Genomic DNA, 25,440 nt, shown 5'->3' with positions numbered 1-25,440 from the left:
TGAGGTAGTCTCGGGACACCCGGCTTGGGCCAATGTTGTCCCGCGGCCAGTTGTTGACCGTAGGACGACGGGAGCCCCTGAATGTATGGTCGCGCCCCCCAATGGCTCAAGCACCGCCCGAGTGAGGGTCTGTACGACGCCAAGCACGAACACGATGCGTGTGGCGTCGCGTTCGTCGCGACTCTGACCGGTGAACCGAGTCACGACATCGTGGCGAAGGCCCTGACCGCGCTGCGCAATCTCGAGCACCGCGGCGCCTCGGGCGCCGAGCCGGACTCCGGTGACGGCGCGGGCATCCTGATCCAGGTGCCGGACGCGTTCTACCGCAAGGTGTGCGAGTTCGAGCTGCCGGTGCCGCGCAGTTACGCGGTCGGGATGGCGTTCCTGCCGGCCGAGGCGGACGACGCCGCGAAGGCGATCGCCCGGATCGAGGAGATCGCGGCCGAGGAGAAGCTGACCGTCCTGGGCTGGCGCGACGTGCCGACGACGCCGGAGCTGCTCGGCAACACGGCGCGTTCGGTGATGCCGACCTTCAAGCAGCTGTTCGTGACGGCGACCGCGGGCCGCGTGCTCGGCCTCGCCCTGGAGCGGATGGCGTTCCGGCTGCGGAAGCGGGCCGAGAAGGAGACCGAGACCTACTTCCCGTCGCTGTCGGGCCGGACCATCACCTACAAGGGGATGCTGACCACCGACCAGCTGGACAAGTTCTTCCCCGAGCTGACCGACCCCGACCTGGCCTCCGCGCTCGGCGTCGTCCACAGCCGGTTCTCCACCAACACGTTCCCGTCCTGGCCGCTGGCCCACCCGTACCGGTACATCGCCCACAACGGCGAGATCAACACCGTGCAGGGCAACCGGAACTGGATGCGCGCCCGCGAGGCGCTGCTCTCGAGCGACCTGATCCCTGGTGACCTCGAGCAGCTCTACCCGATCTGTACGCCGGGCGCCTCGGACTCGGCCTCCTTCGACGAGGTGCTCGAGCTGCTGCACCTCGGCGGCCGCTCGCTGCCGCACGCGATGCTGATGATGATCCCGGAGGCGTGGGAGAACGCCGCCACTATGGACCCGAAGCGCCGCGCGTTCTACGAGTTCCACTCCACGATCATGGAGCCGTGGGACGGCCCGGCGTCCGTCGTCTTCTCCGACGGGACGAAGATCGGCGCGGTCCTCGACCGCAACGGACTGCGCCCGTCGCGCTACTGGGTCACCGAGGACGGCCTCGTCGTCCTGGCCTCCGAGGCCGGCGTCCTGGACATCGACCCGGCCACCGTCACCGAGAAGGGCCGGCTCGAGCCGGGCCGGATCTTCCTGGTGGACGTCGAGGCGCACCGCATCGTCACCGACACCGAGGTGAAGAACGCGCTCGCCAACGAGAACCCGTACGACGAGTGGCTGCACGGCGGCCTGATCCGCTTCGAGGACCTGCACGAGCGCGAGCACGTCGTCCACAGCCACGCGTCGGTCACCCGCCGCCAGCAGGTCTTCGGGTACACCGAGGAGGAGTTGCGCGTCCTGCTGACGCCGATGGCCAAGACCGGCGGCGAGCCGATCGGCTCGATGGGTACCGACACGCCGATCGCCGTCCTCAGTGACCGCTCGCGGCTGCTGTTCGACTACTTCGCGCAGTTGTTCGCCCAGGTCACCAACCCGCCGCTGGACGCGATCCGCGAGGAGCTCGTCACCTCGCTGTCGTCCAGCCTCGGCCCCGAGGCGAACCTGCTCGACCCGGGCCCGGCGTCCTGCCGACAGGTGGTGCTGCCGTTCCCGGTGATCACCAACGACCAGCTGGCCAAGATCCGGCACATCAACCTGGACGGCGACATGCCCGGCCTGGCCACCACGGTCCTGCGCGGCGTGTACGACGTCGAGGGCGGTGGCGAGGCGCTGAAGGCGCGCCTGGAGGAGATCTGCGCCGAGGCGGACGCCGCGATCGAGGGCGGGGCGCGGATCGTCGTCCTGTCCGACCGGCACTCCAACGCCGACAGCGCGCCGATCCCGTCGCTGCTGCTGACCGCCGCCGTCCACCACCACCTGGTCCGCCGCAAGACGCGGACCCAGGTCGGTCTGGTCGTCGAGGCCGGCGATGTCCGCGAGGTGCACCACGTCGCGCTGCTGGTCGGGTACGGCGCCGCCGGCGTCAACCCGTACCTCGCGCTGGAGTCCGTCGAGGACCTGGCCCGCCGCGGGACCTACCTGCCCGGGCTCGACCCCGAGCAGGCCGTTCGCAACGTCGTGAAGTCGCTCGGCAAGGGCGTCCTCAAGGTGATGTCGAAAATGGGCGTCTCGACGGTCGCGTCGTACACCGGCGCCCAGATCTTCGAGGCGACCGGCCTCGCGCCCGAGCTGATCGAGCAGTACTTCACCGGGACGTCGTCCAAACTCGGCGGGATCGGTCTGGACACGATCGCCGAAGAGGTCCGGATGCGGCACCTGCGCGCGTACCCGGCCGACGGCATCCTGCCCGCGCACCGCAAGCTGGAGGTCGGCGGCGAGTACCAGTGGCGGCGTGAGGGCGAGCCGCACCTGTTCGACCCCGACACCGTGTTCCGGCTGCAGCACAGCACCCGGTCGGGCCGCTACGACATCTTCAAGCAGTACACGCAGAAGATCGACGAGCAGTCCGAGCGGCTGATGACGCTGCGCGGCCTGTTCGGCTTCGACAGCGGCCGCGAGCCGATCGCGATCGACGAGGTCGAGCCGGTCAGCGAGATCGTCAAGCGGTTCTCCACCGGCGCGATGAGCTACGGCTCGATCAGCGCCGAGGCGCACACCACGCTCGCGATCGCGATGAACCGGCTCGGCGGCAAGTCGAACACCGGTGAGGGCGGCGAGGACCCGGACCGGCTGTACGACCCGGCCCGGCGCAGCTCGATCAAGCAGGTCGCGTCCGGCCGGTTCGGCGTCACGGCGGAGTACCTGACGAACTCCGACGACATCCAGATCAAGATGGCGCAGGGCGCCAAACCCGGTGAGGGTGGTCAGCTCCCCGGTCACAAGGTGTACCCCTGGGTCGCGGGGACGCGGCACTCGACGCCCGGCGTCGGCCTGATCTCGCCGCCGCCGCACCACGACATCTACTCGATCGAGGACCTGGCGCAGCTCATCCACGACCTGAAGAACGCGAATCCGCAGGCGCGGATCCACGTGAAGCTGGTCTCCGAGGTCGGGGTCGGCACGATCGCCGCGGGCGTCTCCAAGGCGCACGCGGACGTCGTCCTGATCTCCGGGCACGACGGTGGCACCGGCGCGTCACCGCTCACCTCGCTCAAGCACGCGGGCGGCCCGTGGGAGCTCGGCCTGGCCGAGACCCAGCAGACCCTGTTGCTGAACGGCCTGCGGGACCGGATCGTCGTCCAGACCGACGGTCAGCTGAAGACCGGCCGGGACGTGATCGTCGCGGCGCTGCTCGGCGCGGAGGAGTACGGTTTCGCGACCGCTCCGCTGGTCGTGTCGGGCTGCATCATGATGCGCGTCTGCCACCTGGACACCTGCCCGGTCGGCGTCGCCACCCAGAACCCGGTGCTGCGCGAGCGGTTCTCCGGCAAGCCGGAGTTCGTGGTGAACTTCTTCGAGTTCATCGCCGAGGAGGTCCGCGAGTACCTGGCCGAGCTCGGCTTCCGGACGCTGGACGAGGCGATCGGGCACGCCGAGGTGCTGGACATCCGGCGCGCGGTCAGCCACTGGAAGGCCGACGGGCTCGACCTGTCGCCGATCCTGCACGTGCCCGCGCTGCCGGACGGCGCGTCGCGGCACCAGACCACGGTCCAGGACCACGGTCTGGACAAGGCGCTCGACAACGAGCTGATCCGGATCTGCCGGCCCGCGCTGGACGACGGCGAGCCGGTGCGCGCGCAAGTTGCCATCCGCAACGTCAACCGGACCGTCGGCACCATGCTCGGGCACGAGATCACCAAGCGGTACAAGGCGGCCGGTCTGCCCGACGGGACGATCGACCTGACCTTCACCGGCTCGGCCGGCAACTCGTTCGCCGCCTTCGTCCCGCGCGGCGTGACGCTGCGCCTCGAGGGCGACGCCAACGACTACGTCGGCAAGGGCCTGTCCGGCGGCCGGGTCGTCATCCGCCCGGACCGGCATGCCCGGTTCGACGCGGCCGACCAGATCATCGCCGGCAACGTGATCGCGTACGGCGCGACGTCCGGTGAGCTGTTCATCAACGGCGGCGCCGGCCAGCGGTTCTGCGTCCGGAACTCGGGCGCCACCGCGGTGGTCGAGGCGGTCGGCGACCACGCGTGCGAGTACATGACCGGCGGACGCGTCGTCGTCCTCGGCGCTACCGGGCGGAACTTCGCCGCGGGCATGTCGGGCGGCGTGGCCCACGTGCTCGATCTGGACCGCGCCCTGGTGAACCCGGAGCTGGTGGATCTGCTCCCGCTCACCGAGGACGAGTCCGAGCTGTTGCACGACCTGGTCCGGCGGCATCACGAGGAGACCGGTTCGGAGCGGGCGGCCAAGCTGCTCGGCGACTGGACCGCCGCCGCTGCCCGGTTCACCACGGTGATGCCCCGCGACTACGCCCGGGTGCTGGCGGCCAAGGCGGCCGCCGAGCGCGACGGGCTGGACGAGGAAGCCACCACGCGAGCGATGATGGAGGCCATCTGATGGCTGACCCCAAGGGTTTTCTGACCACCGGCCGCGAGGTCGCGGCCCGGCGTCCGGTCGGCGAGCGGCTGCAGGACTGGAACGAGGTCTACCCCGGCGGCCCGGGCAAGGCGCTGCTGCCGATCATCACCAAGCAGGCCGGCCGGTGTATGGACTGCGGGATCCCGTTCTGCCACAGCGGCTGCCCGCTGGGCAACCTGATCCCGGAGTGGAACGACCTGGTCTGGCGCGACGACTGGTCGTCGGCGATCGAGCGGCTGCACGCGACCAACAACTTCCCGGAGTTCACCGGGCGGCTGTGCCCGGCGCCGTGCGAGACCTCGTGCGTCCTCGGGATCAACCAGGACCCGGTCACGATCAAGAACGTCGAGGTCGCGATCATCGACAAGGCCTGGGAGACCGGGCACGTCCGTCCGCAGCCGCCGGAATGGCTGACCGGTAAGACGATCGCGGTCGTCGGCTCCGGTCCGGCCGGGCTGTCGGTCGCGCAGCAGCTGACCCGGGCCGGGCACACCGTCGCCGTCTACGAGCGCGCCGAGGCGCCGGGCGGGCTGCTCCGCTTCGGCATCCCCGAGTTCAAGATGGAGAAGGCGCAGGTCGACCGCCGGATCCAGCAGATGAAGGAGGAGGGCACGGTCTTCCGCTCCGGCGTCAACGTCGGCGTGGACGTCACCGGGACCCAGCTCAAGCAGCGGTACGACGCCGTCGTGATCGCCACCGGCGCGACCGCGGCCCGCGATCTGCCGGTGCCCGGCCGTGAGTACGGCGGCATCCACCAGGCGATGGAGTACCTGCCGCAGGCCAACCGGGTCGCGCTCGGCACGGCCGTCGAGGAGCAGATCCTTGCCACCGGCAAGGACGTCGTGATCATCGGCGGCGGTGACACCGGCGCCGACTGCCTCGGCACCGCGCACCGCCAGGGTGCCCGCTCGGTGACCCAGCTGGAGATCATGCCGCGCCCGGGCGACGACCGTCCGGCCGGCCAGCCGTGGCCGACGTACCCGATGATCTACCGGGTCGCCTCCGCGCACGAAGAGGGCGGCGACCGCGTGTACGCCGTCTCCACGGTGAACTTCGAGGCCGATGCCGACGGCAACGTCTCCGGGCTGAACCTGGTCGAGGTGAAGTTCGAGAACGGCAAGTTCAACCCCGTCGAGGGCACCGAACGCACCATCCCCGCCCAGCTCGTCCTGCTCGCGATGGGCTTCCTCGGCCCCGAGCGCGAGGGCTTCCTCGACCAGCTCGGCGTCGAGCTCGACGAGCGCGGCAACGTCAAACGCGACAAGAACTACCACACCTCCGTCGAGGGCGTCTTCGCCTGCGGCGACGCCGGCCGCGGCCAGTCCCTCATCGTCTGGGCCATCGCCGAAGGCCGCTCCTGCGCCAACGGCGTGGACACCCACCTCACCGGCTCCTCCACCCTCCCCACCCCCATCCCCCCCACCGCCCGCCCCCTCACCGTCTGACCGCCGCTCCGGACACGGGCCTGACAAGATCCGTGTCCGGAGTGGGGTGTACGGATAGGTTGGGGGTGTGGGACCGAGGTTGGTGACGAGGAGACGGGTCCGCGCGGTGGCGCCGTGGGGCGGGCTGGTCGTGTTGTGGCTGGTGGTGACGCTGGCGGTGGGGTTGTTCGGGTTCTCGAACGACTCCGAGCGGGTGACGATCGGCGCGCACGCGGCGACGGTGTCGCCGACGTTCGACGGGCACGCGACGCTGGATCTGGGCGCGGTGCTGCCGCGGCTGCGGATCCCGGCCGACACGCCGGGCGGGCTGGGCGTGAACATCGACGTCCAGGAGACGGACGCCGAGAACCTGACCGAGCTGCTGAACCGGGACGCGCTGATCGCCTCCCAGCCCGACGGTGAGATCGCCCGGATCCGCCAGGTGATCGAGGAGATGGCGATCGACAACGCCGTCGCCGGCGCGGGCACCGGCCTGCTCGTGGTCGTGCTGGTGGCGACGCTCTGGACGTCGCTCGGACGCCGGCGCCGCCGCGAGCTGTGGGAGCTGGTGCACACCCACGAACGCCGTTTCGAGCACCGGGCGGTCGTCGTCCTGGTGGCGATGCTGATCACGATCGGCTCGATCTTCGGCCCGGCCCGGATGCGCTCGGCCGACGTCGCGCCGACCGAGTGGCGCCCGCTCGGCCAGCTGCTGCCGGACCTGTCGCTCGACCCGCGGCTGCAGTCGGTCCAGGTGGCGTCGGGGTTCTCCACGACCGGCGGCGTCGGGATCATCAAGACCGCGATCGAGACCTACGAGCGGTCGACCGAGTTCTACGGCAAGCTCCGCGACCAGGTCCCCAAGGTCGGCGGCCGGATCCACCAGGCCACCGAGGGCGAGACGGTCGCGCTGCTCGTGTCCGACCGGCACGACAACATCGGGATGGACCCGGTCGCGGCGGAGGTCGCGAAGGTGGCCGGGGCCAAGGTGCTGATCGACGCGGGCGACGACTCGTCGTCCGGCCAGGCGTGGGAGGTGTTCAGCATCCACTCGCTGCGGGAGCACTTCAAGGACCTCAAAGTGGTCGCCGTCGCCGGGAACCACGACGCCGGCGGTCATATCGAGGGCGCCATGCGGAAGAACGGCTTCACCGTCCTGGACTCCGAACCGGTCGAGGTCGAGGGCATCCGCTTCCTCGGCGACAGCGACCCGACCCGGACCGGCCTCGGCAGCGCCGACAGCCCCGGCGACGAGACGATCGCCGAGCAGTCCGCCCGGCTGGCCGACGTCGCCTGCGAGCAGCCCGACGACGAGCGGATCTCGACGATGGTCGTGCACGACCCCTCGTCGTACGCCGACACCGCCGCCCGCGGCTGCGCGACGCTGCTGCTGTCGGGGCACCTGCACCGCCAGGTCGGTCCGGACCACAAGGTGGTCGACGGGCGCGCCGTGACGACGTACACGAACGGGACGACCGGGGGAGCGGCGTACGCGTTCGCGCTCGGCTACACGCTGCGGCGGCCGGGCGAGATGACGCTGATCACCTATACCGGTGGCAAGCCGATCGGCCTGCAGACGGTCAGCGCCGGGCTGGCCGGCGACATCACCGTCGGGGCCTACACCCCCTTGCCTTCCTGACGAAACAGCCTCCGCGGCCACCTGTCATCAGGAGTTAGCCGTCCAGTAATGGGGGTGGACCAGCAACCGAGTGGTCTTGTAGGAGTAGGGTTTTGTGACGTGCGTCGCGCAAAGATCGTTTGTACGCTTGGCCCGGCTACGGCCGCCCCCGAGCGCATCCTGGAACTCGTCCAAGCCGGTATGGACGTGGCTCGTCTCAACCTGAGCCACGGAGCCCATGCCGAGCACGAGCGGATCTATCAGCGGATCCGCACCGCCGCCGCGGAGACCGGCAAGAACGTCGGCATCCTCGTCGACCTGCAGGGTCCGAAGATCCGGCTGGCCGAGTTCGCCGAGGGGAAGGTCACGCTGACCTACGGCGAGCGCTTCACCATCACCACCCGGGAGGTCCCCGGTGACGTGACGATCTGCGGGACGACGTACGACGGCCTGCCCGGCGACGTGAACGCCGGCGATCAGCTGCTGATCGACGACGGCCGGATCGCGCTGGTCGCCGAGGAGGTGACCGAGACCGACGTGATCTGCCGGGTCACCGTCGGCGGCCCGGTCTCCAACCACAAGGGCATCAACCTGCCCGGCGTCTCGGTCAGCGTCCCCGCGCTGTCGGAGAAGGACGCCGAGGACCTGCGCTGGGCGCTGCACCTGCCGGCCGACATGATCGCGCTGTCGTTCGTGCGGGACGCGGCCGACATCCAGCTGGTGCACAAGATCATGGACGAGGAGGGCCTGCGGGTCCCGGTGATCGCCAAGATCGAGAAGCCGCAGGCGGTCGCCAACCTGGACGAGATCATCGAGGCCTTCGACGGGTTCATGGTCGCCCGCGGCGACCTCGGCGTCGAGCTCCCGCTGGAGGAGGTGCCGATCGTCCAGAAGCTGATCATCGACCAGGCCCGCCTGAACGCGAAGCCGGTCATCGTCGCCACCCAGATGCTGGAGTCGATGATCTCCGCGCCGCGGCCGACCCGGGCCGAGGCCTCCGACGTCGCGAACGCCGTCCTGGACGGCGCCGACGCGGTGATGCTGTCCGGTGAGACCAGCGTCGGCCGCTTCCCGATCGAGACCGTCAAGACGATGGCCCGGATCGTGGAGTCCACCGAGGACCACGGCCTGTCCCGGGTCAAGGAGATCGAGTGGGAGCCGCGCACCAAGGGCGGCGTCATCGCCCGCGCGGCCGCCGACGTCGCCGAGCGCCTCGACGCCAAGCTCCTGGTCGCCTTCACCCAGTCCGGTGACACCGCACTCCGCCTGGCCCGCTACCGCACCGAGATCCCGGTCCTGGCCTTCACCCCCGTCCCCTCGGTCTCCTCCTGGCTCTCGGTCGTCTGGGGTATCGAGACCCACATCGTCCCCACCGTCGACCACACCGACGAGATGGTCCGCCAGGTCGACCAGCGCCTCCTCGAACTCGGCACCCTCAACCGCGGCGACCTCGTCGTCATCGTCGCCGGCTCCCCGCCCTCCATCCCCGGCTCCACCAACGCCCTCCGCGTCCACCGCATCGGCGACGCCATCCAAGGCATCGCCCCCGCCTACCGAACCCCCAACCCGTAAGCACGACTACGAAGGCGGGCAGTTGACCAACTGCCCGCCTTCGTCATGTCCTGGGCCCAACGAACCCGTCGAGCCGCGTCGGAGCGATTCGGGGCATCAGGCAACGATCTCGTGTTTCGAGGGGCCCTGCCGGGAGAGCGCGCGGGACGGCGCGGCGTGCGGGGGACGACGCTCGCAGATGGCGTCGACAGCTCTTGTGCCCTGGGTGGGATTCGAACCCACACTGTATCGCGTTTGAGGCGACTCTCTCTGCCGTTGGAGTACCAGGGCCGACGGAGGAAAATCCTAGCTCATCGCGAACGGCTCTCCGTGCATCGGGCCGGGTGGGGGCTCGATACAGTGGGCCTTGTGACTGCTAAGCGTGTGGTGATCGCTGAGGACGAGGCTTTGATCCGGATGGATCTGGCCGAGATGCTGGCGGAGGAGGGGTACGACGTTGTCGGGCAGGCGGGGGACGGGGAGGAGGCGATCCGGCTGGCGACGGAGTTCCGGCCGGATCTGGTGATCCTGGATGTGAAGATGCCGAAGCTGGACGGGTTGAGCGCGGCGGAGAAGATCGCGGGGGAGCGGATCGCGCCGGTGCTGATGCTGACGGCGTTCTCGCAGCGGGAGCTGGTGGAGCGGGCCCGGGACGCGGGGGCGATGGCGTATCTGGTGAAGCCGTTCTCGAAGGCGGATCTGCTGCCGGCGATCGAGATCGCGGCGTCGCGGTACGTCGAGCTGGCGGAGCTGGAGCGTGAGGTCGCGGATCTGGCGGAGCGGCTGGAGACGCGCAAGCTGGTGGATCGCGCGAAGTCGGTGCTGCAGACGAAGTTCGGGCTGTCCGAGCCGGACTCGTTCCGGTGGATCCAGAAGACCGCGATGGACAAGCGGGTGTCGATGCGGCAGGTGGCCGAGCTGGTCGTCGACGAGGCCGGCAGCTGACCGGCGTACCACAATCTGCCTGACGCGTCAGTCGTTGCTAGAGGCCCCGATGTCGGCCGGACGGCGGCCGCCGGGCCGGGTGGGGGCACATTGTCACCCGACGGTGATATGACGTGGGAATCTGTCACGCACCGTGCCCAAATGTCGCAGCGACCGCCGCCTTTCGCTCACGCAGGAAAACCGCGTCCTGACCCTGTGTCATCAAGCCGGTGATAGGACAGGTCTCAGGATGCAAGACGACCCTTACAGCGGTAACGACCTCACAACACAGCTCATGCGCTGTTCGCTTGGAACCTGTCCAGGGCCTAACCTGCCGGTGCTCGCGGCAATCGCGGGGGTCCGGGAATCGGCCGGACTATCCAGACATGGGAGGAACAGTGCACCAGCGTTCCGTAGTAAGGGTCGGCGCGTCGCTGATCGCTGCGTCGTTGGCCCTGACTGCCTGCGGTTCACGCAGCGGCGACGAGGGCGGGGGCGGGTCTGGCGCGACCAAGACCGCCAAGATCGGCATCATCGCCCCGCTGTCGGGTGACCTGTCGGCGCTGGGTCTCGGCATCCAGCACTCGGTCGAGCTGGCCATCAAGCAGGCCAACGACACCAACGCGATTCCGGGCTGGAAGCTCGAGGCCGTCGCGAAGGACGACGAGGGCAAGACCGAGCCGGGCAAGAACGCCGCCACCGCGCTCGCCGGTGACCCCGACGTGATCGGCGTCGTCGGCACGCTGAACACCAGCGTCGCCCAGCAGGTGCAGCCGGTGCTCGCGCCGAAGAACATCGTCCAGGTCTCGCCGGCCAACACCGGCCCCGGCCTGACCCAGGGCGCGGACTGGCAGGCCAACCCCAAGCGGCCGTACGCCAACTACTTCCGCACCTGCACGACGGACGCCGTCCAGGGCCCGTTCGCGGCGCGCTACCTGTTCGAGACCGCGAAGATCACCAAGGTCGCGACGATCCACGACAAGAAGGCCTATGGCCAGGGTCTGGTCGGCACCTTCACCGACGAGTTCAAGAAGCTCGGCGGCGAGGTCGTGGCCGCGCAGACGGTGAACCCGGACGACTCGAACTACCAGGCCGTCATCTCGGCGATCAAGCCGTCGGCCCCGCAGGCCGTGTACTACGGCGGCGAGTACCCGCAGGCCGGGCCGCTGTCGCAGCAGATGAAGGCCGGCGGCCTGAACGTCCCGCTGATGGGCGGCGACGGCATCAAGGACCCGAAGTTCATCACGCTGGCCGGTAAGACCGCCGCGGGTGACCTGTCGACGTCCGTCGGCGCGCCGACCGACTCGACCGAGGCCGGCAAGAAGTTCCTGGCCGACTACAAGACGGCCGGCTTCAAGGAGGACTCCGCGGCCTACGGCGGTTACTCCTACGACGCCGCCAACGCGATCATCAACGCCCTGAAGACGTCCCTGAAGGACGCCAAGGACGTCGAGTCCGCGCGGCAGGCCACGATCGATGCCGTCGGCAAGGTCGCCTTCGACGGCGTCACCGGCAAGGTCGGGTTCGACCAGTACGGCGACAGCACCTCCAAGGTGCTGACCGTCTACAAGGCCGAAGGCGCCGACTGGGCCACGGTCGAGACCAAGGCGTTCGAGACCAAGTAAGCAAGTCGACCTCATGTCTCGGGGGTGGGAGCGATCCTCCCGCCCCCGTGGCATGTCGGAACCGAGGTAGTAGGGAGGTCGACGTGGATCAGTTCTTCCAGCAGCTCGTGAACGGGCTGACGCTGGGATCGCTGTATGCCCTGATCGCAGTCGGGTACACCGTCGTCTACGGCATCGTGCAACTCATCAACTTCGCCCACGGCGAGGTGTTCATGATCGGCGCGTTCGGCGCGCTGACGACATATCTGTTGTTCTTCGACGGCAAGACCGCGGTGTGGATCCTGCCGGTGATGATTCTCGGCGCGATGCTCGCGTCGGTCGGCACCGCGGTGCTGATGGAACGTGTCGCGTATCGTCCCCTGCGGAACGCGCCACGGCTGGCTCCGCTGATCACCGCGATCGGTATCTCGGTGTTCCTGCAGGAGTTCATCCGGCTGATGTACGACCAGCCCGCGTGGACCGTGGCGGTCTTCGCCGGTCTCGCGATCGCGGTCGGGTACTTCGTCGGTCAGCTGCCCGAGCGGCTGAACCTGGACCACCCGGTGTCGAAGTGGTACGACCGGGCGCCCCTGCTCGGGGCCGGTGTCGGCGCGGTGCTGCTGTGGACCGTCGTCCGGCTGATCGCCCGTGAAGTCACCGTCGCGCTGGTCCCGGCGGTGATCGTCGGCGGCGCGCTGGTCGGCGCCGTGGTCGGTTACCTGCTGTCGATCGGCGCCCGCAAGCAGGCCCGGACGACGACGTCCCCGAAGGCGATCGTCCTGGCGGCTGCCAGCGCGGCCGTGGCGGCCGAGCTCGGCTGGGTGATCTTCAAGGTGCTGCTGACCAGCATCGAGTGGCCCACCGCCAAGCAGCGCATCCCGTTCCCGCAGATCGATGTGGTGACCGGCTCGGCGCTGACCGTCGGCGGCGTCACCATCCAGCGGTCCGCGGTCTTCACGATGGCGGCGCTGGCGCTCTGCGCGATCCTGCTCTGGTTCTTCATCAACCGGACCCGGATCGGCCGCGGTATGCAGGCCGTGTCGCAGGACCCGGACACCGCCCGCCTGATGGGTATCAACGTGGACCGGATCATCGTCGTGGCGTTCGCGCTCGGCGCTGTACTCGCTGCGATCGCAGGTGTATCGCAGGGACTGCAGAACAACAACATCGAGTTCCGGATGGGCTTCCTGGCCGGTCTGAAGGCGTTCACCGCCGCGGTGCTCGGTGGTATCGGCAACATCTACGGCGCGGTCGTCGGCGGTCTCGTCCTCGGTGTCGTCGAGGCGATGGCCACGCAGTACATTCCGGGGCAGTTCGGCGGTAGCACCTGGAAGGACGCCTGGGCGTTCGTCATTCTGATTCTGGTTCTGGTGTTCAGGCCGCAGGGCCTGCTCGGCGCGAGGGTGGTGGACCGCGCATGACGGATGTGCAGACCGAAACCGCGGCGGCGGAAGTTCCCGCCGCCCCGAAGGCCAAGCCGTTCGCCTGGCCGGTCGGCCTGGTCGGCGTGGCTCTGGTCGTGATCGGCTCGTTCCTGTCCTGGAGCTACGACGGCACGATCCTGAACAACCTGTCGATCAACTTCTACCCCGGTGGCCTGCAGATCCTGGCGATCGTGGTCGCCGTGATCGCGCTGGTCGTGCTGTTCATCGAGCAGGGCCCGCTGGCCTGGCTGGGCGAGTGGCTGGACGCGACCCTGGGCCTGCGGGTCCTCGGGACCGGCCTGTCGCTCTACATGGCGCTGGTCCTGGTCGCGATCTCGGTCGAGTCCGACGGGCTGATCAACGTCAACCCCGGCGGTTACGTCTCGCTGGTGGGTGCGCTGCTGCTCGCGGTCTCGGGCTGGAGCCTGCCGCTGCGCCCGCAGCTGCGGAACCTGGCCGAGGCCCGGACGCCGGCCTGGCTGGAGATCCTGGCCATCGCCGTCCTGATGGCGGCGCTGCTGTTCGTCGCGGCGTACGCGCTCGGCCTGGAGGACGCCTGGTCGTTCATCCTCTGCCTGCTGTTCGTCGGGACCGTCGCCACCGCGCTGTTCCGCACCGGCGCGATGTCGTGGGTGGGCCAGTCGGGTCAGCGGCACCGCAAGGTGCTGACGCTGGCGTCGTTCGCGGTGGCGTTCCTGTTCCCGTTCACCCAGAACGGGTCGGACGCGAACATGTCGATCGCGACCGCGGTGCTGGTCTTCGGCGCGACCGCGATGGGTCTGAACATCGTGGTCGGTCTGGCCGGTCTGCTCGACCTCGGGTACATCGCGTTCCTGGGTTCGGGCGCGTACGTCGCGGCGACGCTGTCGACGTCGGCGTTCGCGACGATCGGCTGGAAGCCGCCGTTCCTGGTGGTCGTCCTGGTCGGCGCCTGCGTGGCCGCCGTCCTGGGCCTCATCATCGGTTCGCCGACGCTGCGGGTCTCGGGTGACTACCTGGCCATCGTGACGCTGGGCTTCGGTGAGATCTTCCGGTTCGCGATGTTCAACCTGGACGGGAACAACGGCCCGAACCTGACCAACGGCCCGAACGGTATCCCCGGCATCCCCGACCTGGAGGTGTTCGGCTTCAACTTCGGCGTCGCGCACCACCCGTTCGGGATCGAGCTCGGCCGGTTCTCGAACTACTACTTCCTGCTGCTGATCCTGATCGGCGGCGTCATCCTCGCGTTCACCCGGCTGAACAACAGCCGGATCGGCCGCGGCTGGGTGGCGATCCGGGAGGACGAGAAGGCCGCCGAAGCGATGGGCGTGAACGTCTTCGGGCTGAAGCTGCTCGCGTTCGCGGTCGGCGCCTTCCTGGCCGGTCTGGCCGGCACCATCAAGGCCCACCAGGACGGCGCGGTCAGCCCGGACCAGTACATCTTCCTGGAGTCGGCGTTCCTGCTGGCCGCGATCGTGCTCGGCGGTATGGGCACCATCGCGGGCGTGCTGCTCGGCGCGACGATCCTGAAGCTGCTGCCGGAGAAGCTGCGGTTCTTCTCGGAGTACCGGCTGCTGCTGTTCGGCGTCCTGCTGGTGCTGATGATGCGCTTCCGGCCCGAGGGCCTGGTGGCGAGTCGCCGGCGGCAGCTCGAGTTCCACGAAGAGGACGAGGAGCTGGCCGAAGCGGTCGAACACAAGCTCCTGGTCGAGGAGGCCAAATGACCGTCACGGACACGACGCCGGCGCCGGCCCACCAGGTCGGCGGCCCGATTCTCGAGGCCTCCGGCGTGACGATGCGGTTCGGCGGCCTGGTCGCGGTCAACGATGTCAACCTGACCGTTCGCGAGGGTGAGATCGTCGGTCTGATCGGCCCGAACGGCGCCGGGAAGACGACGTTCTTCAACTGCCTGACCGGGCTCTACAAGCCGACCAGCGGGCAGGTCCGGTTCGCCGGGACGCCGCTGCCGCCGAAGCCGCGCGCCGTGGTGAAGGCGGGGATGGCCCGGACGTTCCAGAACATCCGGCTGTTCGCGAACATGACCGCGCTGGAGAACGTGATGGTCGGCCGCTACTGCCGGACCAGCGCGGGCGCGCTCACCTCGGTCCTGCACGGCCCGAAGTTCCGCCGCGAGGAGCACGAGACCCGGGTCCGCGCCCAGGAGCTGCTGAACTTCGTCGGCCTGGGCCGCTCGACCGAGCACCTGGCCCGGAACATGCCGTACGGCGACCAGCGCCGGCTCGAGATCGCGCGGGCGCTGGCCACCGACCCGAAGCTCATCCTGCTGGACGAGCCGACGGCCGGTATGAACCCGCAGGAGACCAAGCAGGCGATGGACCTGATCTTCAAGATCCGGGACTCCGGCCTGTCGGTCGTGGTGATCGAGCACGACATGCGGTTCATCTTCAACCTCTGCGACCGGGTGCTGTGCCTGGTCCGCGGCGAGGCCCTGATCGAGGGCACGCCGGGTGAGGTGCAGTCCGACCCGCGCGTCATCGAGGCCTACATCGGCACCGGTGAGGGCGACGACGACGACGAGGACGACCGTCCGCAGGACGTCACCGAGGAGGCGAAGTCATGACGGACAGCACCGAGGACAAGCCGCTGACCGCGATGCTCGAGGTCCGCGACCTGGAAGTTGCCTACGGCAAGATCGTCGCGGTGAAGAAGATCAGCTTCAGCGTGGAGCAGGGGCAGGTGGTGTCGCTGATCGGCACCAACGGCGCCGGTAAGACCACCACGCTGCGGACGATCTCCGGGCTGCTGCGGCCGAGTAACGGCGAGATCTGGTTCCAGGGCGAGCGGATCGACCACGTCCAGGCCCACGACATCGTGGCCCGCGGGCTGGCGCACTCTCCCGAGGGCCGGCGGATCTTCCCGAAGCTGACCGTCGAGGAGAACCTGCTGCTCGGCGCGTTCGCCCGCCGCGACCCGGCCGGTGTCCGCACCGACCTGGACTCGGCGTACGACCTGTTCCCGATCCTGGGGGAGCGGCGCAAGCAGCCGGCCGGTACCTTCTCCGGCGGCGAGCAGCAGATGCTGGCGATGGGCCGGGCGATGATGAGCCGGCCCAAGCTGATGATGCTGGACGAGCCGTCGATGGGTCTGTCGCCGATCATGATGAAGCGGATCATGTCGACGGTGACCGAGCTGCAGAAGCAGGGCACGACGATCCTGCTGGTCGAGCAGAACGCGCAGGCCGCCCTGAAGCGGGCGGACTACGGCTACGTGCTGGAGGTCGGGCAGATCAAGCTGTCCGGCACCGGGCGTGAGCTCCTGGTCAACGACGAGGTGCGTAAGGCCTACCTCGGCGAGGACTGACGTTGCCTACCCTCCTCGTTCAGCTGCGGAACACGATCAGCAGCTGAACGAGGAGGGGCGCCACGATCAACGCCGGCAACATGTCGGCGACCGCGATCTGCTTGAGTTTCAGCAGCCGCAGCGCGACCCCGATCAGCATCACGCCGCCGGTCGCGCCCAGCGCCGTCACGTGCGCCTCCGGCAGGACGTCGCCCAGTACCGCGCCGACCGCCGTCATCAGCCCCTGGACGACCAGGACGACGAGCGCGGACGCCGCCACTCCCCAGCCCAGCGACGCGGCGAACGCGATCGAGGCGAAGCCGTCCAGGACGGCTTTCAGGAACAGCTGGTCCGCGCCCCGGCCGAGCCCGTCGGACAGCGCGCCGAGGAAGGTCAGCGGCCCGACGCAGAACACCATCGACGCGGTCACGAACCCCTCGACGAACGTGCTCTCGCCGTCCCCGCGGGTGAAGCGGTGCTGGATCCAGGCGCCGAACCCCTCCAGCCGCTGCTCGATCTTCAGCAGCGAGCCGGTGATCCCGCCGATCAGCATCGCGCCGAGCACGATCAGCACCGGCGCGCTCGGGCCGACGGCGTCGCTGAGCGCCTTCGAACCCACGGTGAGTGCCGACGTGATCGCGATCAGCAGCGTGACGAGGCCGAGTGCGTCCGTGACCAGATCGCGGGTCCGGTGACTCAGCCGGTGCCCCACGAGCACACCGAGTACCGAGCCGACCAGAACCGTTGCGACGTTGACGACGGTACCGATTCCGATGAACAAACGAGGTCTCCGCTCCGACTCCTGGGCGCAGCTTTGCAAGTGACCCCGGAGGGCCTACTGTTGCGCGGGGACGAGAGTATCCGGCTCGTCTCGTTCACCTCGGGGGTGGACCAGATCCTGGAGGTCGCCGTGGCAGCAGCCATCGAGGTGCGGGACGCCCAGCGCGGTGACGCCGGCGCCCTGGTCGCGCTGTGGCGCGAGCTGACCACGATCGGCTCCGGGCATTCGTCCCGGCTGCCCGCGGCGCCGTCGGTGGCCGCCGCCGAGGTTGCCGTCGGCAAACATCTGGCCGACCCGAGCGGCCGGCTGCTGGTCGGTGAGCTGGACGGCGCCGTCCACGCGATGGCCTACCTGCGCCGGACGGCGATCAGCCCGCTGCACGACGACACCACCGTCACGATCGAGTACCTGCACGTCAGCGAGGCCGCCCGGCGGCACGGCCTGGGCAAGGCGCTGATCGCCGAGGCGGTGGCCTGGGCCGAGCACGAGAAGTGCCCGCACCTGGCCGCCGTCGCGCCCGCGGTCGCCCGCGAGGCGAACCGGTTCCTGGCCCGGCTCGGCCTCGGCCAGGCCGGCATCCTGCGGTTCGCGAACACGCACACCGTCGCCCGCCGGATGGCCGCCGAGCACGCGCCGAACCTGCTCGCCCTGCTGTCGTCGCGGCGCTCGGTGATCGCCCGCCGCGCCCAGCTGTCGCGGTCGCCGGCCGAGCCGGTCAGCTACCCGCCGGAGCCTGGATCAGCTGGCAGGTGATCCGCGCCGTGCAGACCCGCTTGTCGCGGTCGTCGGTGATCACGATCTCGTAGGACGTCGTCGTCCGGCCGAGGTAGATCGGCGTCGCGACGCCGGTGACGACGCCGTCGCGGACGGCGCGGTGGTGGGTCGCGTTGATGTCGACGCCGACCGCGACCTTCCCGTACGCCGCCGCGTGCAGCGCGGAGCCGATCGAGCCGAGGCTCTCGGCCAGCACACAGGACGCGCCGCCGTGCAGCAGGCCGTAGGGCTGCGTGTTGCCCTGGACCGGCATGGTCGCGACGACCCGCTCCGGCGCGGCCGCACTGACAACGATGCCCATGGACTGCAGCAGCGTGCCCTCGATGTTCATACCCGGCCCGAGGCCGTTCGGATCTGTCACAGCGGCAGACTACGCCCACGTCGGAAAGTGTCCCCGGGACCCACTAGAGTCGGTCCGTGGCTCCAGAAACCAACACCTCGACGATCACGAAAGACTCTGCGGCGGCAGGTTCCGGCCGGCCGCGGATCCTGCTGCTGGACGGGCACTCGCTGGCCTACCGGGCGTTCTACGCGCTGCCCGTGGAGAACTTCTCGACCAGTACCGGGCAGCACACCAACGCGGTGTACGGGTTCACCTCGATGCTGATCAACATGCTCCGCGACGAGCAGCCGACGCATGTCTGCGTCGCGTTCGACGTCTCCCGCAAGACCTTCCGCTCCGAGCAGTACGCGGAGTACAAGGCCGGCCGGTCGAAGTCGCCGGACGAGTTCAAGGGGCAGGTCTCGCTGGTCAAGGAGGTGCTGGAGGCGCTCCGCATCCCGACCACCGAGATCGACGGCTGGGAGGCCGACGACATCCTGGCGACGCTGGCCACGCAGGCCTCCGACCAGGGGTTCGAGGTGCTGATCAGCTCCGGCGACCGGGATTCGTTCCAGCTGGTCAACGAGAACATCACCGTGCTCTACCCCAAGCGCGGCGTCTCCGAGATCGCCCGGATGGATCCGGCCGCGGTCGAGGCGAAGTACGGCGTCCCGCCGCGCCTCTACCCTGATCTGGCCGCGCTGGTCGGTGAGAAGAGCGACAACCTGCCCGGCGTCCCGGGCGTGGGTGACAAGACGGCCGCCAAGTGGCTGAACCAGTTCGGCTCGCTGAACGACGTCGTCGACCGGGTGAACGAGATCAAGGGCAAGGCGGGGGAGTCGCTGCGCGAGCACCTGGCCGACGTGATCCGGAACCGCCAGATCAACGAGCTCGTCCGGGATCTGACGCTCGAAGTCTCGGTCGACGACCTGGTCCGCGTCCCGTGGGACCGCGAGCAGGTGCACACGCTGTTCGACAGCCTGGAGTTCCGGGTGCTGCGCGAGCGGCTGGTCGCCGAGCACGAGCAGGTCGACGAGACCGTCGACCACGGTTTCGAGCTGGACGGCGTCCAGCTGAAGCCGGGTGAGGTCGCGGCCTGGCTCGAGAAGCATGTGCACGCCGGTGAGCGGGTCGGCGTCGCCGTCCAGGGCAGCTGGGGCCGAGGGACGGGTGAGATCACCGGTCTGGCGCTGGCCAACACCTCCGGCGCGGCGGCCTGGTTCGACCCGACCGCGATGACCGCCGAGGATGCGGCCGCTTGGCAGGCCTGGCTGGCCGATCCGAAACAGCCGAAGGCGTTGCATGACGCGAAGGGCCCGCTGCTCGGCTTCCTGGAGAGCGGCTGGTCGCTGGCCGGCCTCAGCTCGGACACCCAGCTGAGCGCGTATCTGGTCCGTCCGGACCAGCGGTCCTACGATCTGGCCGATCTGACCGTCCGCTACCTCAAGCGCGAGCTCCGCACCGAAGAGGTGGAGAACGGCCAGCTCAGCTTCGACGACGTCGAGGGCGGCCCGGCCGCGGATCACACGATGCTGCGCGCCCGCGCGATCGCTGATCTGGCCGACACGCTGGACGCCGAGCTCGAGAAGCAGGCCGGGACGGCGCTGCTCGCCGACGTCGAGCTGCCGCTGATCGATGTCATCGCCGGCCTCGAGCGGGACGGCATCGCCGTCGACCGCGGCTACCTGGAGGAGCTGGAGGAGCGGTTCGCGACCGGCGTCCGCGAGGCCGCCGCCTCGGCGTACGAGGTGATCGGCAAGGAGATCAACCTCGGCTCGCCCAAGCAGCTGCAGGTGGTGCTGTTCGACGAGCTGCAGATGCCGAAGACCAAGCGGACCAAGACCGGGTACACGACCGACGCCGACTCGCTGCAGGCGCTGTTCGAGAAGACCGAGCACCCGTTCCTGGCCTACCTGCTCGCGCACCGCGACGCGACCCGGCTGCGGCAGACCGTCGAGGGCCTGCTGAAGACGATCAGCCCCCGCGACGCCCGCATCCACACCACCTTCAACCAGACGATCGCGGCCACCGGGCGGCTCAGCTCCACCGACCCGAACCTGCAGAACATCCCGATCCGGACGGAGGAGGGCCGCCGGATCCGGCAGGCCTTCGTGGTCGGCGAGGGCTACGAGTCGCTGATGTCGGCCGACTACAGCCAGATCGAGATGCGGATCATGGCGCACGTCTCCAAGGACGCGGGCCTGATCGACGCCTTCAACTCCGGGATGGACTTCCACTCGGTGACGGCGTCCCGGGTCTTCCAGGTGGAGCCGGGTGAGGTCTCGACCGAGCAGCGGGCCAAGATCAAGGCGATGAACTACGGCCTGGCCTACGGGTTGTCGGCCTACGGCCTGAGCCAGCAGCTGAAGATCGGCGTCGACGAGGCCAAGGGCCTGATGGACGAGTACTTCGAGGGCTTCGGCGGCGTCCGCGACTACCTGCGCAGCATCGTCCTCGAGGCCGGCAAGAGCGGCTACACCGAGACCATCCTCGGCCGCCGCCGCTACCTGCCCGACCTGACCAGCGACAACCGCCAGCGCCGCGAGATGGCCGAACGCATGGCCCTCAACGCCCCCATCCAGGGCTCCGCCGCCGACGTCATCAAAATGGCCATGCTCAAGGTCGACACCTCCCTCAAGTCGGCCGGCCTGCAGTCCCGGATGCTCCTCCAGGTCCACGACGAGCTCGTCTTCGAGGTCGCGCCCGGCGAGCGCGAAGCCCTCGAGACCCTGGTCCGCCGCGACATGGGCGCCGCCGTCGCCATGGACGTCCCCCTCGACGTCTCCGTCGGCGTCGGCCGCACCTGGCACGAAGCCGCCCACTAGCCCGGGCCAACGCCGTCCCGACGAGCGCCGACTGCTACCCGCGGTCGGCGCTCGTCACGTAGTAGGGCTGGGCGGCGGGGGAGAGGGCGCGGTCGATCAGGCGGTGTTCTTCGGGGCGGAGTGGGGGGAGGGCGTCGAGGGGCCACCAGCGGACGTCGAGGGACTCGTCGTCGTTGACGCGGGCGGTGGTGGTGAGGGGGCGGCAGCGGAAGGCTAGGTCGAGGAACTGGACCTGGTCGCCGTTGGGGTAGGCGGCGGGCGGGAAGGTTTCGACGCCGATCAGGCGCTCGACCTCGGCGTCCACGGCGGTCTCCTCGTGGATCTCGCGGACCAGGGCAACGGCGGGTTGTTCGCCGGGCTCGAGGATGCCGCCGATCAGGGCCCAGCGGCCGGTGTCGGCGCGCTGGACGAGCAGGATCCGGTTGGCGTCGTCCAGCACGATGCCGGTCAGTCCGGTCAGCCAGAGCAGGTCGTGGCCGACCTTCTCGCGGAGCTCGAGGATGAACTTCGGGGTCGTCATAGCACGACACTATCCACCGGGGGTGCTTACTTTAAGGTGAAAAATAACCGCGCTGAGTGATCCTACCTCTTCCGCGCTGAAACGTTATCTGCCATCCTCGCCTCCAACTGATCAGAGATCCTATCGGATATCGGGAGGCGGGATGCGCGCACAGACCGGACCAGGATCGGTACGACGGCGGACCTTCCTCGCGGGTGCGGCCGGGGCGGCCGCGGTTGGCGGGACCGGGTTGCTGAGCGGCTGCGGCTCGAACGCCGCCGAGGCCGGGGCGGCGCCGGAGAGCCTGACCCAGCCGGTGGCCGAGCTCGGACCGCTGAAGAGCGGCGTCAACTATCCGCCCGGCTACATCGGGCCGAAGGCGCGCCGGCAGCAGACGATCGTCACCGAACCGGTCACGTTCACGGTGGTGGTCCCGCAGAGCCTGGTGGTCGGCGACTGGGCCAAGAACGAGTTCACCCGCTGGATGGAGCAGCAGACCGGCATCCGGATCCAGTGGCGGCAGGTGGCCGGCAAGGGTAACGACGCCGAGACGATGACGAAGGTCAACGCGATGATGGCCGCGGGCGACATCCCGGACGCCTTCCTCGGCATCACCTTCACCCGCTCCCAGCTCTACCTGTACGGCGCGCAGAACCTCTTCGTCGACCTGAATCCGTACCTCGAGCGGTACGCGCCGAACCTGCGGCAGCTGATGAAGGACTACCCGCAGGCGCGCAAGCTGATGGTGTCGCCGGACAGGGGCATCTACAGCTTCCCCGACCTGAACGACTGCTACCACTGCCGCGCCTCGAACGGCCGTGCGTTGCTGAACACCGAGTGGCTGCGCAAGGTCGGGCTCGCGATGCCGACCACGACCGACGAGTTCCGCGAGGTGCTGACCGCGTTCAAGAAGGCCGATCTGGCCGGTGGCGGGAAGACGATCCCGTTCGGCGGCTACAAGGACGCGCCGCTGGACACCTTCTTCATGAACTCGTTCCTCTACAACGCCGGTGAGCCGTGGCTGGCCGTCGAGGACGGCAAGGTCCGGGCGAACTACGTCCAGGACGAGTGGCGCGAGGGGCTCCGATACCTGCGCGGCCTGTACGCCGACGGCTTGCTCGCGAAGGACATCTTCACCGCGAACGAGGACCAGATCAAACGGTACGGCGACAACCCGGCCGGCCCGATCCTCGGCGGCGCGCGGGTCTACTACTGGGGCACGCTGATGACACTGGACCTCGTCGATCCGAAGGCGCGCTGGCACGAGTACGCGACGATGCAGCCGCTGAAGGGACCGAACGGCGTCCAGGTCGCGCCGTGGGACTACCTGAAGGTCGGCCTCGAGGTGTCGACGCTCGTCGTCACCCGCAAGTGCAGACGGCCCGACCTGCTGACCCGCTGGGCCGATTTCCAGCTCGACCTCGAAGTGATCCTGCGCTCGTACGCCGGGCCGGACTTCCGCTGGTCGGTCAAGGGCGACAAGGGCATCAACGGCAAACAGTCCCTCTACGGCATGGAGTCGTGGAACACCGACGAGACCAAGGGCAAGACCTGGGACCAGTACGGCGTCATGTACCGATCGGGCGACTTCCGGCTGTCCGAGCGGGTCGACCCGAAGAAGCCGACCTTCGAGTCGCCGTTGTACGAGCAGACCCGGGACGCGCTGTACCCGTACCGGCAGCCGCTGGAGGAGCAGTTCCCGCCGGTGACGCTGGAGGCCGACCAGGCCGCGCTGGACGCCGAGATCGGGCTGAACCTGAAGACCGAGGTGACCGGCGCGATGGCCAAGTTCGTCACCGGGCGGCTCGACCCGAACGACGACGGGCAGTGGAACGAGTACAAGGACCGGATCAACCAGATCGGGTTGCAGCCCTACCTCGAGATCCAGCAGGCCGCCTACGAGACCTACCAGGGGTGATGCGCATGGCCACCGCCACCAGCAGTCCGCCGGGGACGCCGGCTCCGGTCCGGGAGACCCGCTCCGACCGGATCGTGATGATCTGCAACTACACCGCGCTCGGCCTGTTCACGCTGGCCGTGCTCTACCCGCTGGTGTACGTCGTCAGCGCGTCGCTGAGCGATCCGAAGAACGTCGTCTCGGGCAAGGTCTGGCTGTGGCCGGTCGGCTTGAGCGTCGAGGCCTTCAAGGCCATCTTCGACTACGACTCGATCGTCAGCGGCTTCTCGAACTCGATCCTGTACGCCGTCGGCGGCGCGCTGCTCGCGACCGCGCTGACCCTGCTGGCGGCGTACCCGCTGTCCCGCAAGGGGCTGCCGGGCAAGGGCCTGATCATGGCGCTGTTCGTGTTCACGATGATGTTCTCCGGCGGCCTGATCCCGACGTACCTGGTGGTCGATCGGCTCGGGCTGCTGAACTCGCGCTGGGCGATCGTGCTGCCGGCCGCGCTCGCGGTCTGGAACATGATCATCACCCGGACGTTCTTCCAGTCCACGATCCCCGAGGAGCTGGTCGAGGCCGCGAAGGTCGACGGCTGTACCGACTTCGGCTTCTTCTGGCGGATCGTGCTGCCGCTGAGCAAACCGATCATCGCGGTGAACATGCTGTTCTACGCCGTCGCGCAGTGGAACTCGTGGTTCAGCGCGCTGATCTACCTGACCAACGAGCATCTGTTCCCACTCCAGCTGGTGCTCCGCCAAATCCTGATCCAGAACCAGTTCGACCCCTCCCAGGTCCGCGACACCGCGGAGCTGATCCGGATGAAGGAGCTGCAGGAGCAGCTGAAGTTCTCGCTGATCGTGATCGCGACCGTTCCGCCACTGCTGATCTACCCCTTCGTGCAGAAGCACTTCGTCAAGGGGGCCATGGTCGGCTCGTTGAAGGGCTGATAAATGGAGCTGCGTACTCGCATTGCACGGAACTGGCAGCTCTACGCGATGCTCGCCGTCCCGCTGGTCTGGCTGGCGATCTTCGCCTACTGGCCGATGTACGGCGCGATCATCGCGTTCAAGGACTACAACGTCGTCGACGGCATCCTCGGCAGCCGCTGGGTCGGCTTCAAACACTTCGAGCGGTTCGTCGAGTCCTACCAGTTCTGGCGGCTGCTGAAGAACACGCTGATCCTGCACGTCTACGAGCTGCTCGCGACGTTCTGGCTGCCGATCCTGCTCGCGCTCGGGCTGAACATGGCCCGCCGGCGCTGGTACCGGCGGTCGGTGCAGCTGATCACCTACGCGCCGCACTTCATCTCGACGGTCGTCGTGGTCGGTCTGATCGTGGTCATCGTCGACCCGAACAGCGGCGTCCTGAACCAGTTCCTCGCGCTGCTCGGCATCGGGCCGATCGACGTCCTGAGCAACCCGGACTACTTCCGGCACCTCTACGTCTGGTCGGGCGCCTGGCAGACGATGGGCTTCTCCGCGATCATCTACCTGGCCGCGCTGACCAGCGTCTCACCGGAGCTGCACGAGGCCGCGATCGTGGACGGCGCCTCCCGGTTGCGCCGGATCTGGCACATCGACCTGCCGGCCATCCGCCCGGTCGCCGTCATCCTGCTGATCCTGAACATCGGCTCGATCATGTCCGTCGGTTTCGAGAAGGTCCTGCTCCTCCAGAACACCCTGAACCTGCAGACCTCCGAAGTCCTCGACACCTACGTCTACAAACTCGGCTTCGCTTCCCAGGTCCCGCAGTTCAGCTACGCGGCCGCGATCGGCCTCTTCCGCTCAGTCGTCGGCCTTGCGCTGCTCGTCCTCGCGAACGCCGTCGCCCGCCGCTTCGCCAAGTCCAGCCTCTGGTGACGGACTAAGAGC

The 25,440-nt window shown here is 68.8% G+C and carries 18 protein-coding genes and 1 tRNA gene; 15 read left to right on the top strand and 4 right to left on the bottom strand.

The annotated features are described in order from the left end of the window. The first annotated feature begins 81 nt into the window (after positions 1 to 81). The 4 genes from gltB (at position 82) to pyk (ending at position 9,255) form a co-directional block, all read left to right on the top strand. Entirely contained in the window at positions 82 to 4,620 is a 4,539-nt protein-coding gene (gene gltB, locus ACZ6ZD_RS16330) for a glutamate synthase large subunit (RefSeq protein ID WP_465672787.1), read from the top strand. Further along, positions 4,620 to 6,086 carry a glutamate synthase subunit beta gene (locus ACZ6ZD_RS16325; protein WP_465672785.1) on the top strand — a complete coding sequence of 489 codons (1,467 nt, stop codon included), beginning with the start codon at positions 4,620 to 4,622 and terminating at the stop codon, positions 6,084 to 6,086. The genes gltB and ACZ6ZD_RS16325 overlap by 1 nt, the downstream gene beginning before the upstream one ends. 82 nt (positions 6,087 to 6,168) lie before the next feature. After that, positions 6,169 to 7,704 carry a metallophosphoesterase family protein gene (locus tag ACZ6ZD_RS16320; protein ID WP_465672783.1) on the top strand — a complete coding sequence of 512 codons (1,536 nt, stop codon included), beginning with the start codon at positions 6,169 to 6,171 and terminating at the stop codon, positions 7,702 to 7,704. Positions 7,705 to 7,803: 99 nt separating this feature from the next. Continuing rightward, complete coding sequence (gene pyk / locus ACZ6ZD_RS16315) at positions 7,804 to 9,255, top strand: pyruvate kinase (RefSeq protein WP_465672781.1); 1,452 nt, start codon at positions 7,804 to 7,806, stop codon at positions 9,253 to 9,255. 197 nt (positions 9,256 to 9,452) lie between these two features. On the opposite strand, the gene ACZ6ZD_RS16310 is transcribed toward pyk, so the two are convergent. Continuing rightward, positions 9,453 to 9,525, bottom strand: a tRNA-Leu gene (locus ACZ6ZD_RS16310). 69 nt (positions 9,526 to 9,594) lie between these two features. Here ACZ6ZD_RS16310 and ACZ6ZD_RS16305 point away from each other — a divergent pair. From ACZ6ZD_RS16305 to ACZ6ZD_RS16280, 6 genes are all read left to right on the top strand, one after another. Beyond that, entirely contained in the window at positions 9,595 to 10,179 is a 585-nt protein-coding gene (locus tag ACZ6ZD_RS16305) for an ANTAR domain-containing response regulator (protein WP_465672779.1), read from the top strand. Positions 10,180 to 10,544: 365 nt separating this feature from the next. Further along, entirely contained in the window at positions 10,545 to 11,783 is a 1,239-nt protein-coding gene (locus ACZ6ZD_RS16300) for a branched-chain amino acid ABC transporter substrate-binding protein (RefSeq protein WP_465672777.1), read from the top strand. An 83-nt stretch (positions 11,784 to 11,866) separates the two neighbouring features. Next, on the top strand, positions 11,867 to 13,183 hold the full coding sequence (locus tag ACZ6ZD_RS16295) for a branched-chain amino acid ABC transporter permease (RefSeq protein ID WP_465672775.1): 1,317 nt from the start codon (positions 11,867 to 11,869) through the stop codon (positions 13,181 to 13,183). Beyond that, complete coding sequence (locus ACZ6ZD_RS16290) at positions 13,180 to 14,892, top strand: branched-chain amino acid ABC transporter permease (protein ID WP_465672773.1); 1,713 nt, start codon at positions 13,180 to 13,182, stop codon at positions 14,890 to 14,892. Before ACZ6ZD_RS16295 ends, ACZ6ZD_RS16290 begins: the two co-directional genes overlap by 4 nt. Next, positions 14,889 to 15,749, top strand: a complete 861-nt coding sequence (locus ACZ6ZD_RS16285; RefSeq protein WP_465672771.1) for an ABC transporter ATP-binding protein — start codon at positions 14,889 to 14,891, stop codon at positions 15,747 to 15,749. The genes ACZ6ZD_RS16290 and ACZ6ZD_RS16285 overlap by 4 nt, the downstream gene beginning before the upstream one ends. Positions 15,750 to 15,772: 23 nt before the next feature. Further along, complete coding sequence (locus tag ACZ6ZD_RS16280; protein WP_465676050.1) at positions 15,773 to 16,489, top strand: ABC transporter ATP-binding protein; 717 nt, start codon at positions 15,773 to 15,775, stop codon at positions 16,487 to 16,489. Positions 16,490 to 16,508: 19 nt separating this feature from the next. Here ACZ6ZD_RS16280 and ACZ6ZD_RS16275 read toward each other — a convergent pair whose 3' ends face one another. After that, positions 16,509 to 17,249 carry a DUF554 domain-containing protein gene (locus ACZ6ZD_RS16275; protein WP_465672769.1) on the bottom strand — a complete coding sequence of 247 codons (741 nt, stop codon included), beginning with the start codon at positions 17,247 to 17,249 and terminating at the stop codon, positions 16,509 to 16,511. 60 nt (positions 17,250 to 17,309) lie between these two features. Between ACZ6ZD_RS16275 and ACZ6ZD_RS16270 the strand changes: the two genes are divergently transcribed. Beyond that, on the top strand, positions 17,310 to 18,002 hold the full coding sequence (locus ACZ6ZD_RS16270; RefSeq protein WP_465672767.1) for a GNAT family N-acetyltransferase: 693 nt from the start codon (positions 17,310 to 17,312) through the stop codon (positions 18,000 to 18,002). On the opposite strand, the gene ACZ6ZD_RS16265 is transcribed toward ACZ6ZD_RS16270, so the two are convergent. Next, positions 17,965 to 18,384, bottom strand: coding sequence for a hotdog fold thioesterase (locus ACZ6ZD_RS16265; protein WP_465672765.1), 420 nt, complete (start codon positions 18,382 to 18,384; stop codon positions 17,965 to 17,967). The genes ACZ6ZD_RS16270 and ACZ6ZD_RS16265 overlap by 38 nt on opposite strands. Positions 18,385 to 18,440: 56 nt before the next feature. Here ACZ6ZD_RS16265 and polA point away from each other — a divergent pair, with 56 nt between their 5' ends. Next, positions 18,441 to 21,170, top strand: a complete 2,730-nt coding sequence (polA, locus tag ACZ6ZD_RS16260; protein ID WP_465672763.1) for a DNA polymerase I — start codon at positions 18,441 to 18,443, stop codon at positions 21,168 to 21,170. A gap of 34 nt (positions 21,171 to 21,204) precedes the next feature. Here polA and ACZ6ZD_RS16255 read toward each other — a convergent pair whose 3' ends face one another. Next, a complete protein-coding gene (locus ACZ6ZD_RS16255; protein ID WP_465672761.1) occupies positions 21,205 to 21,690 on the bottom strand; it encodes an NUDIX hydrolase in 486 nt (161 codons plus the stop codon). A 142-nt stretch (positions 21,691 to 21,832) separates the two neighbouring features. On the opposite strand from ACZ6ZD_RS16255, the gene ACZ6ZD_RS16250 reads away from it, so the two are divergent. From ACZ6ZD_RS16250 to ACZ6ZD_RS16240, 3 genes are read left to right on the top strand one after another with little or no spacing between them, the layout of a single operon-like run. Continuing rightward, a complete protein-coding gene (locus ACZ6ZD_RS16250; RefSeq protein ID WP_465672759.1) occupies positions 21,833 to 23,587 on the top strand; it encodes an extracellular solute-binding protein in 1,755 nt (584 codons plus the stop codon). Positions 23,588 to 23,592: 5 nt separating this feature from the next. Next, positions 23,593 to 24,516, top strand: coding sequence for a carbohydrate ABC transporter permease (locus ACZ6ZD_RS16245; RefSeq protein ID WP_465672757.1), 924 nt, complete (start codon positions 23,593 to 23,595; stop codon positions 24,514 to 24,516). 3 nt (positions 24,517 to 24,519) lie between these two features. Further along, positions 24,520 to 25,428: an ABC transporter permease gene (locus ACZ6ZD_RS16240; protein ID WP_465672755.1), complete on the top strand. Its 909-nt coding sequence runs from the start codon at positions 24,520 to 24,522 to the stop codon at positions 25,426 to 25,428. The last annotated feature ends 12 nt before the right edge of the window (positions 25,429 to 25,440 follow it).

The organism is Kribbella sp. NPDC104218 (assembly GCF_055584105.1).
This window is presented reverse-complemented; position numbering and strand designations above follow the sequence as displayed.

Coding starts and splice junctions, on each gene's coding strand:
- gltB (WP_465672787.1), top strand. CDS start 82: ATGTATGGTCGCGCCCCCCAATGGCTCAAGCACCGCCCGAGTGAGGGT.
- ACZ6ZD_RS16325 (WP_465672785.1), top strand. CDS start 4,620: ATGGCTGACCCCAAGGGTTTTCTGACCACCGGCCGCGAGGTCGCGGCC.
- ACZ6ZD_RS16300 (WP_465672777.1), top strand. CDS start 10,545: ATGGGAGGAACAGTGCACCAGCGTTCCGTAGTAAGGGTCGGCGCGTCG.
- ACZ6ZD_RS16290 (WP_465672773.1), top strand. CDS start 13,180: ATGACGGATGTGCAGACCGAAACCGCGGCGGCGGAAGTTCCCGCCGCC.
- ACZ6ZD_RS16285 (WP_465672771.1), top strand. CDS start 14,889: ATGACCGTCACGGACACGACGCCGGCGCCGGCCCACCAGGTCGGCGGC.
- ACZ6ZD_RS16255 (WP_465672761.1), bottom strand. CDS start 21,690: ATGACGACCCCGAAGTTCATCCTCGAGCTCCGCGAGAAGGTCGGCCAC.
- ACZ6ZD_RS16250 (WP_465672759.1), top strand. CDS start 21,833: ATGCGCGCACAGACCGGACCAGGATCGGTACGACGGCGGACCTTCCTC.
- ACZ6ZD_RS16245 (WP_465672757.1), top strand. CDS start 23,593: ATGGCCACCGCCACCAGCAGTCCGCCGGGGACGCCGGCTCCGGTCCGG.
- ACZ6ZD_RS16240 (WP_465672755.1), top strand. CDS start 24,520: ATGGAGCTGCGTACTCGCATTGCACGGAACTGGCAGCTCTACGCGATG.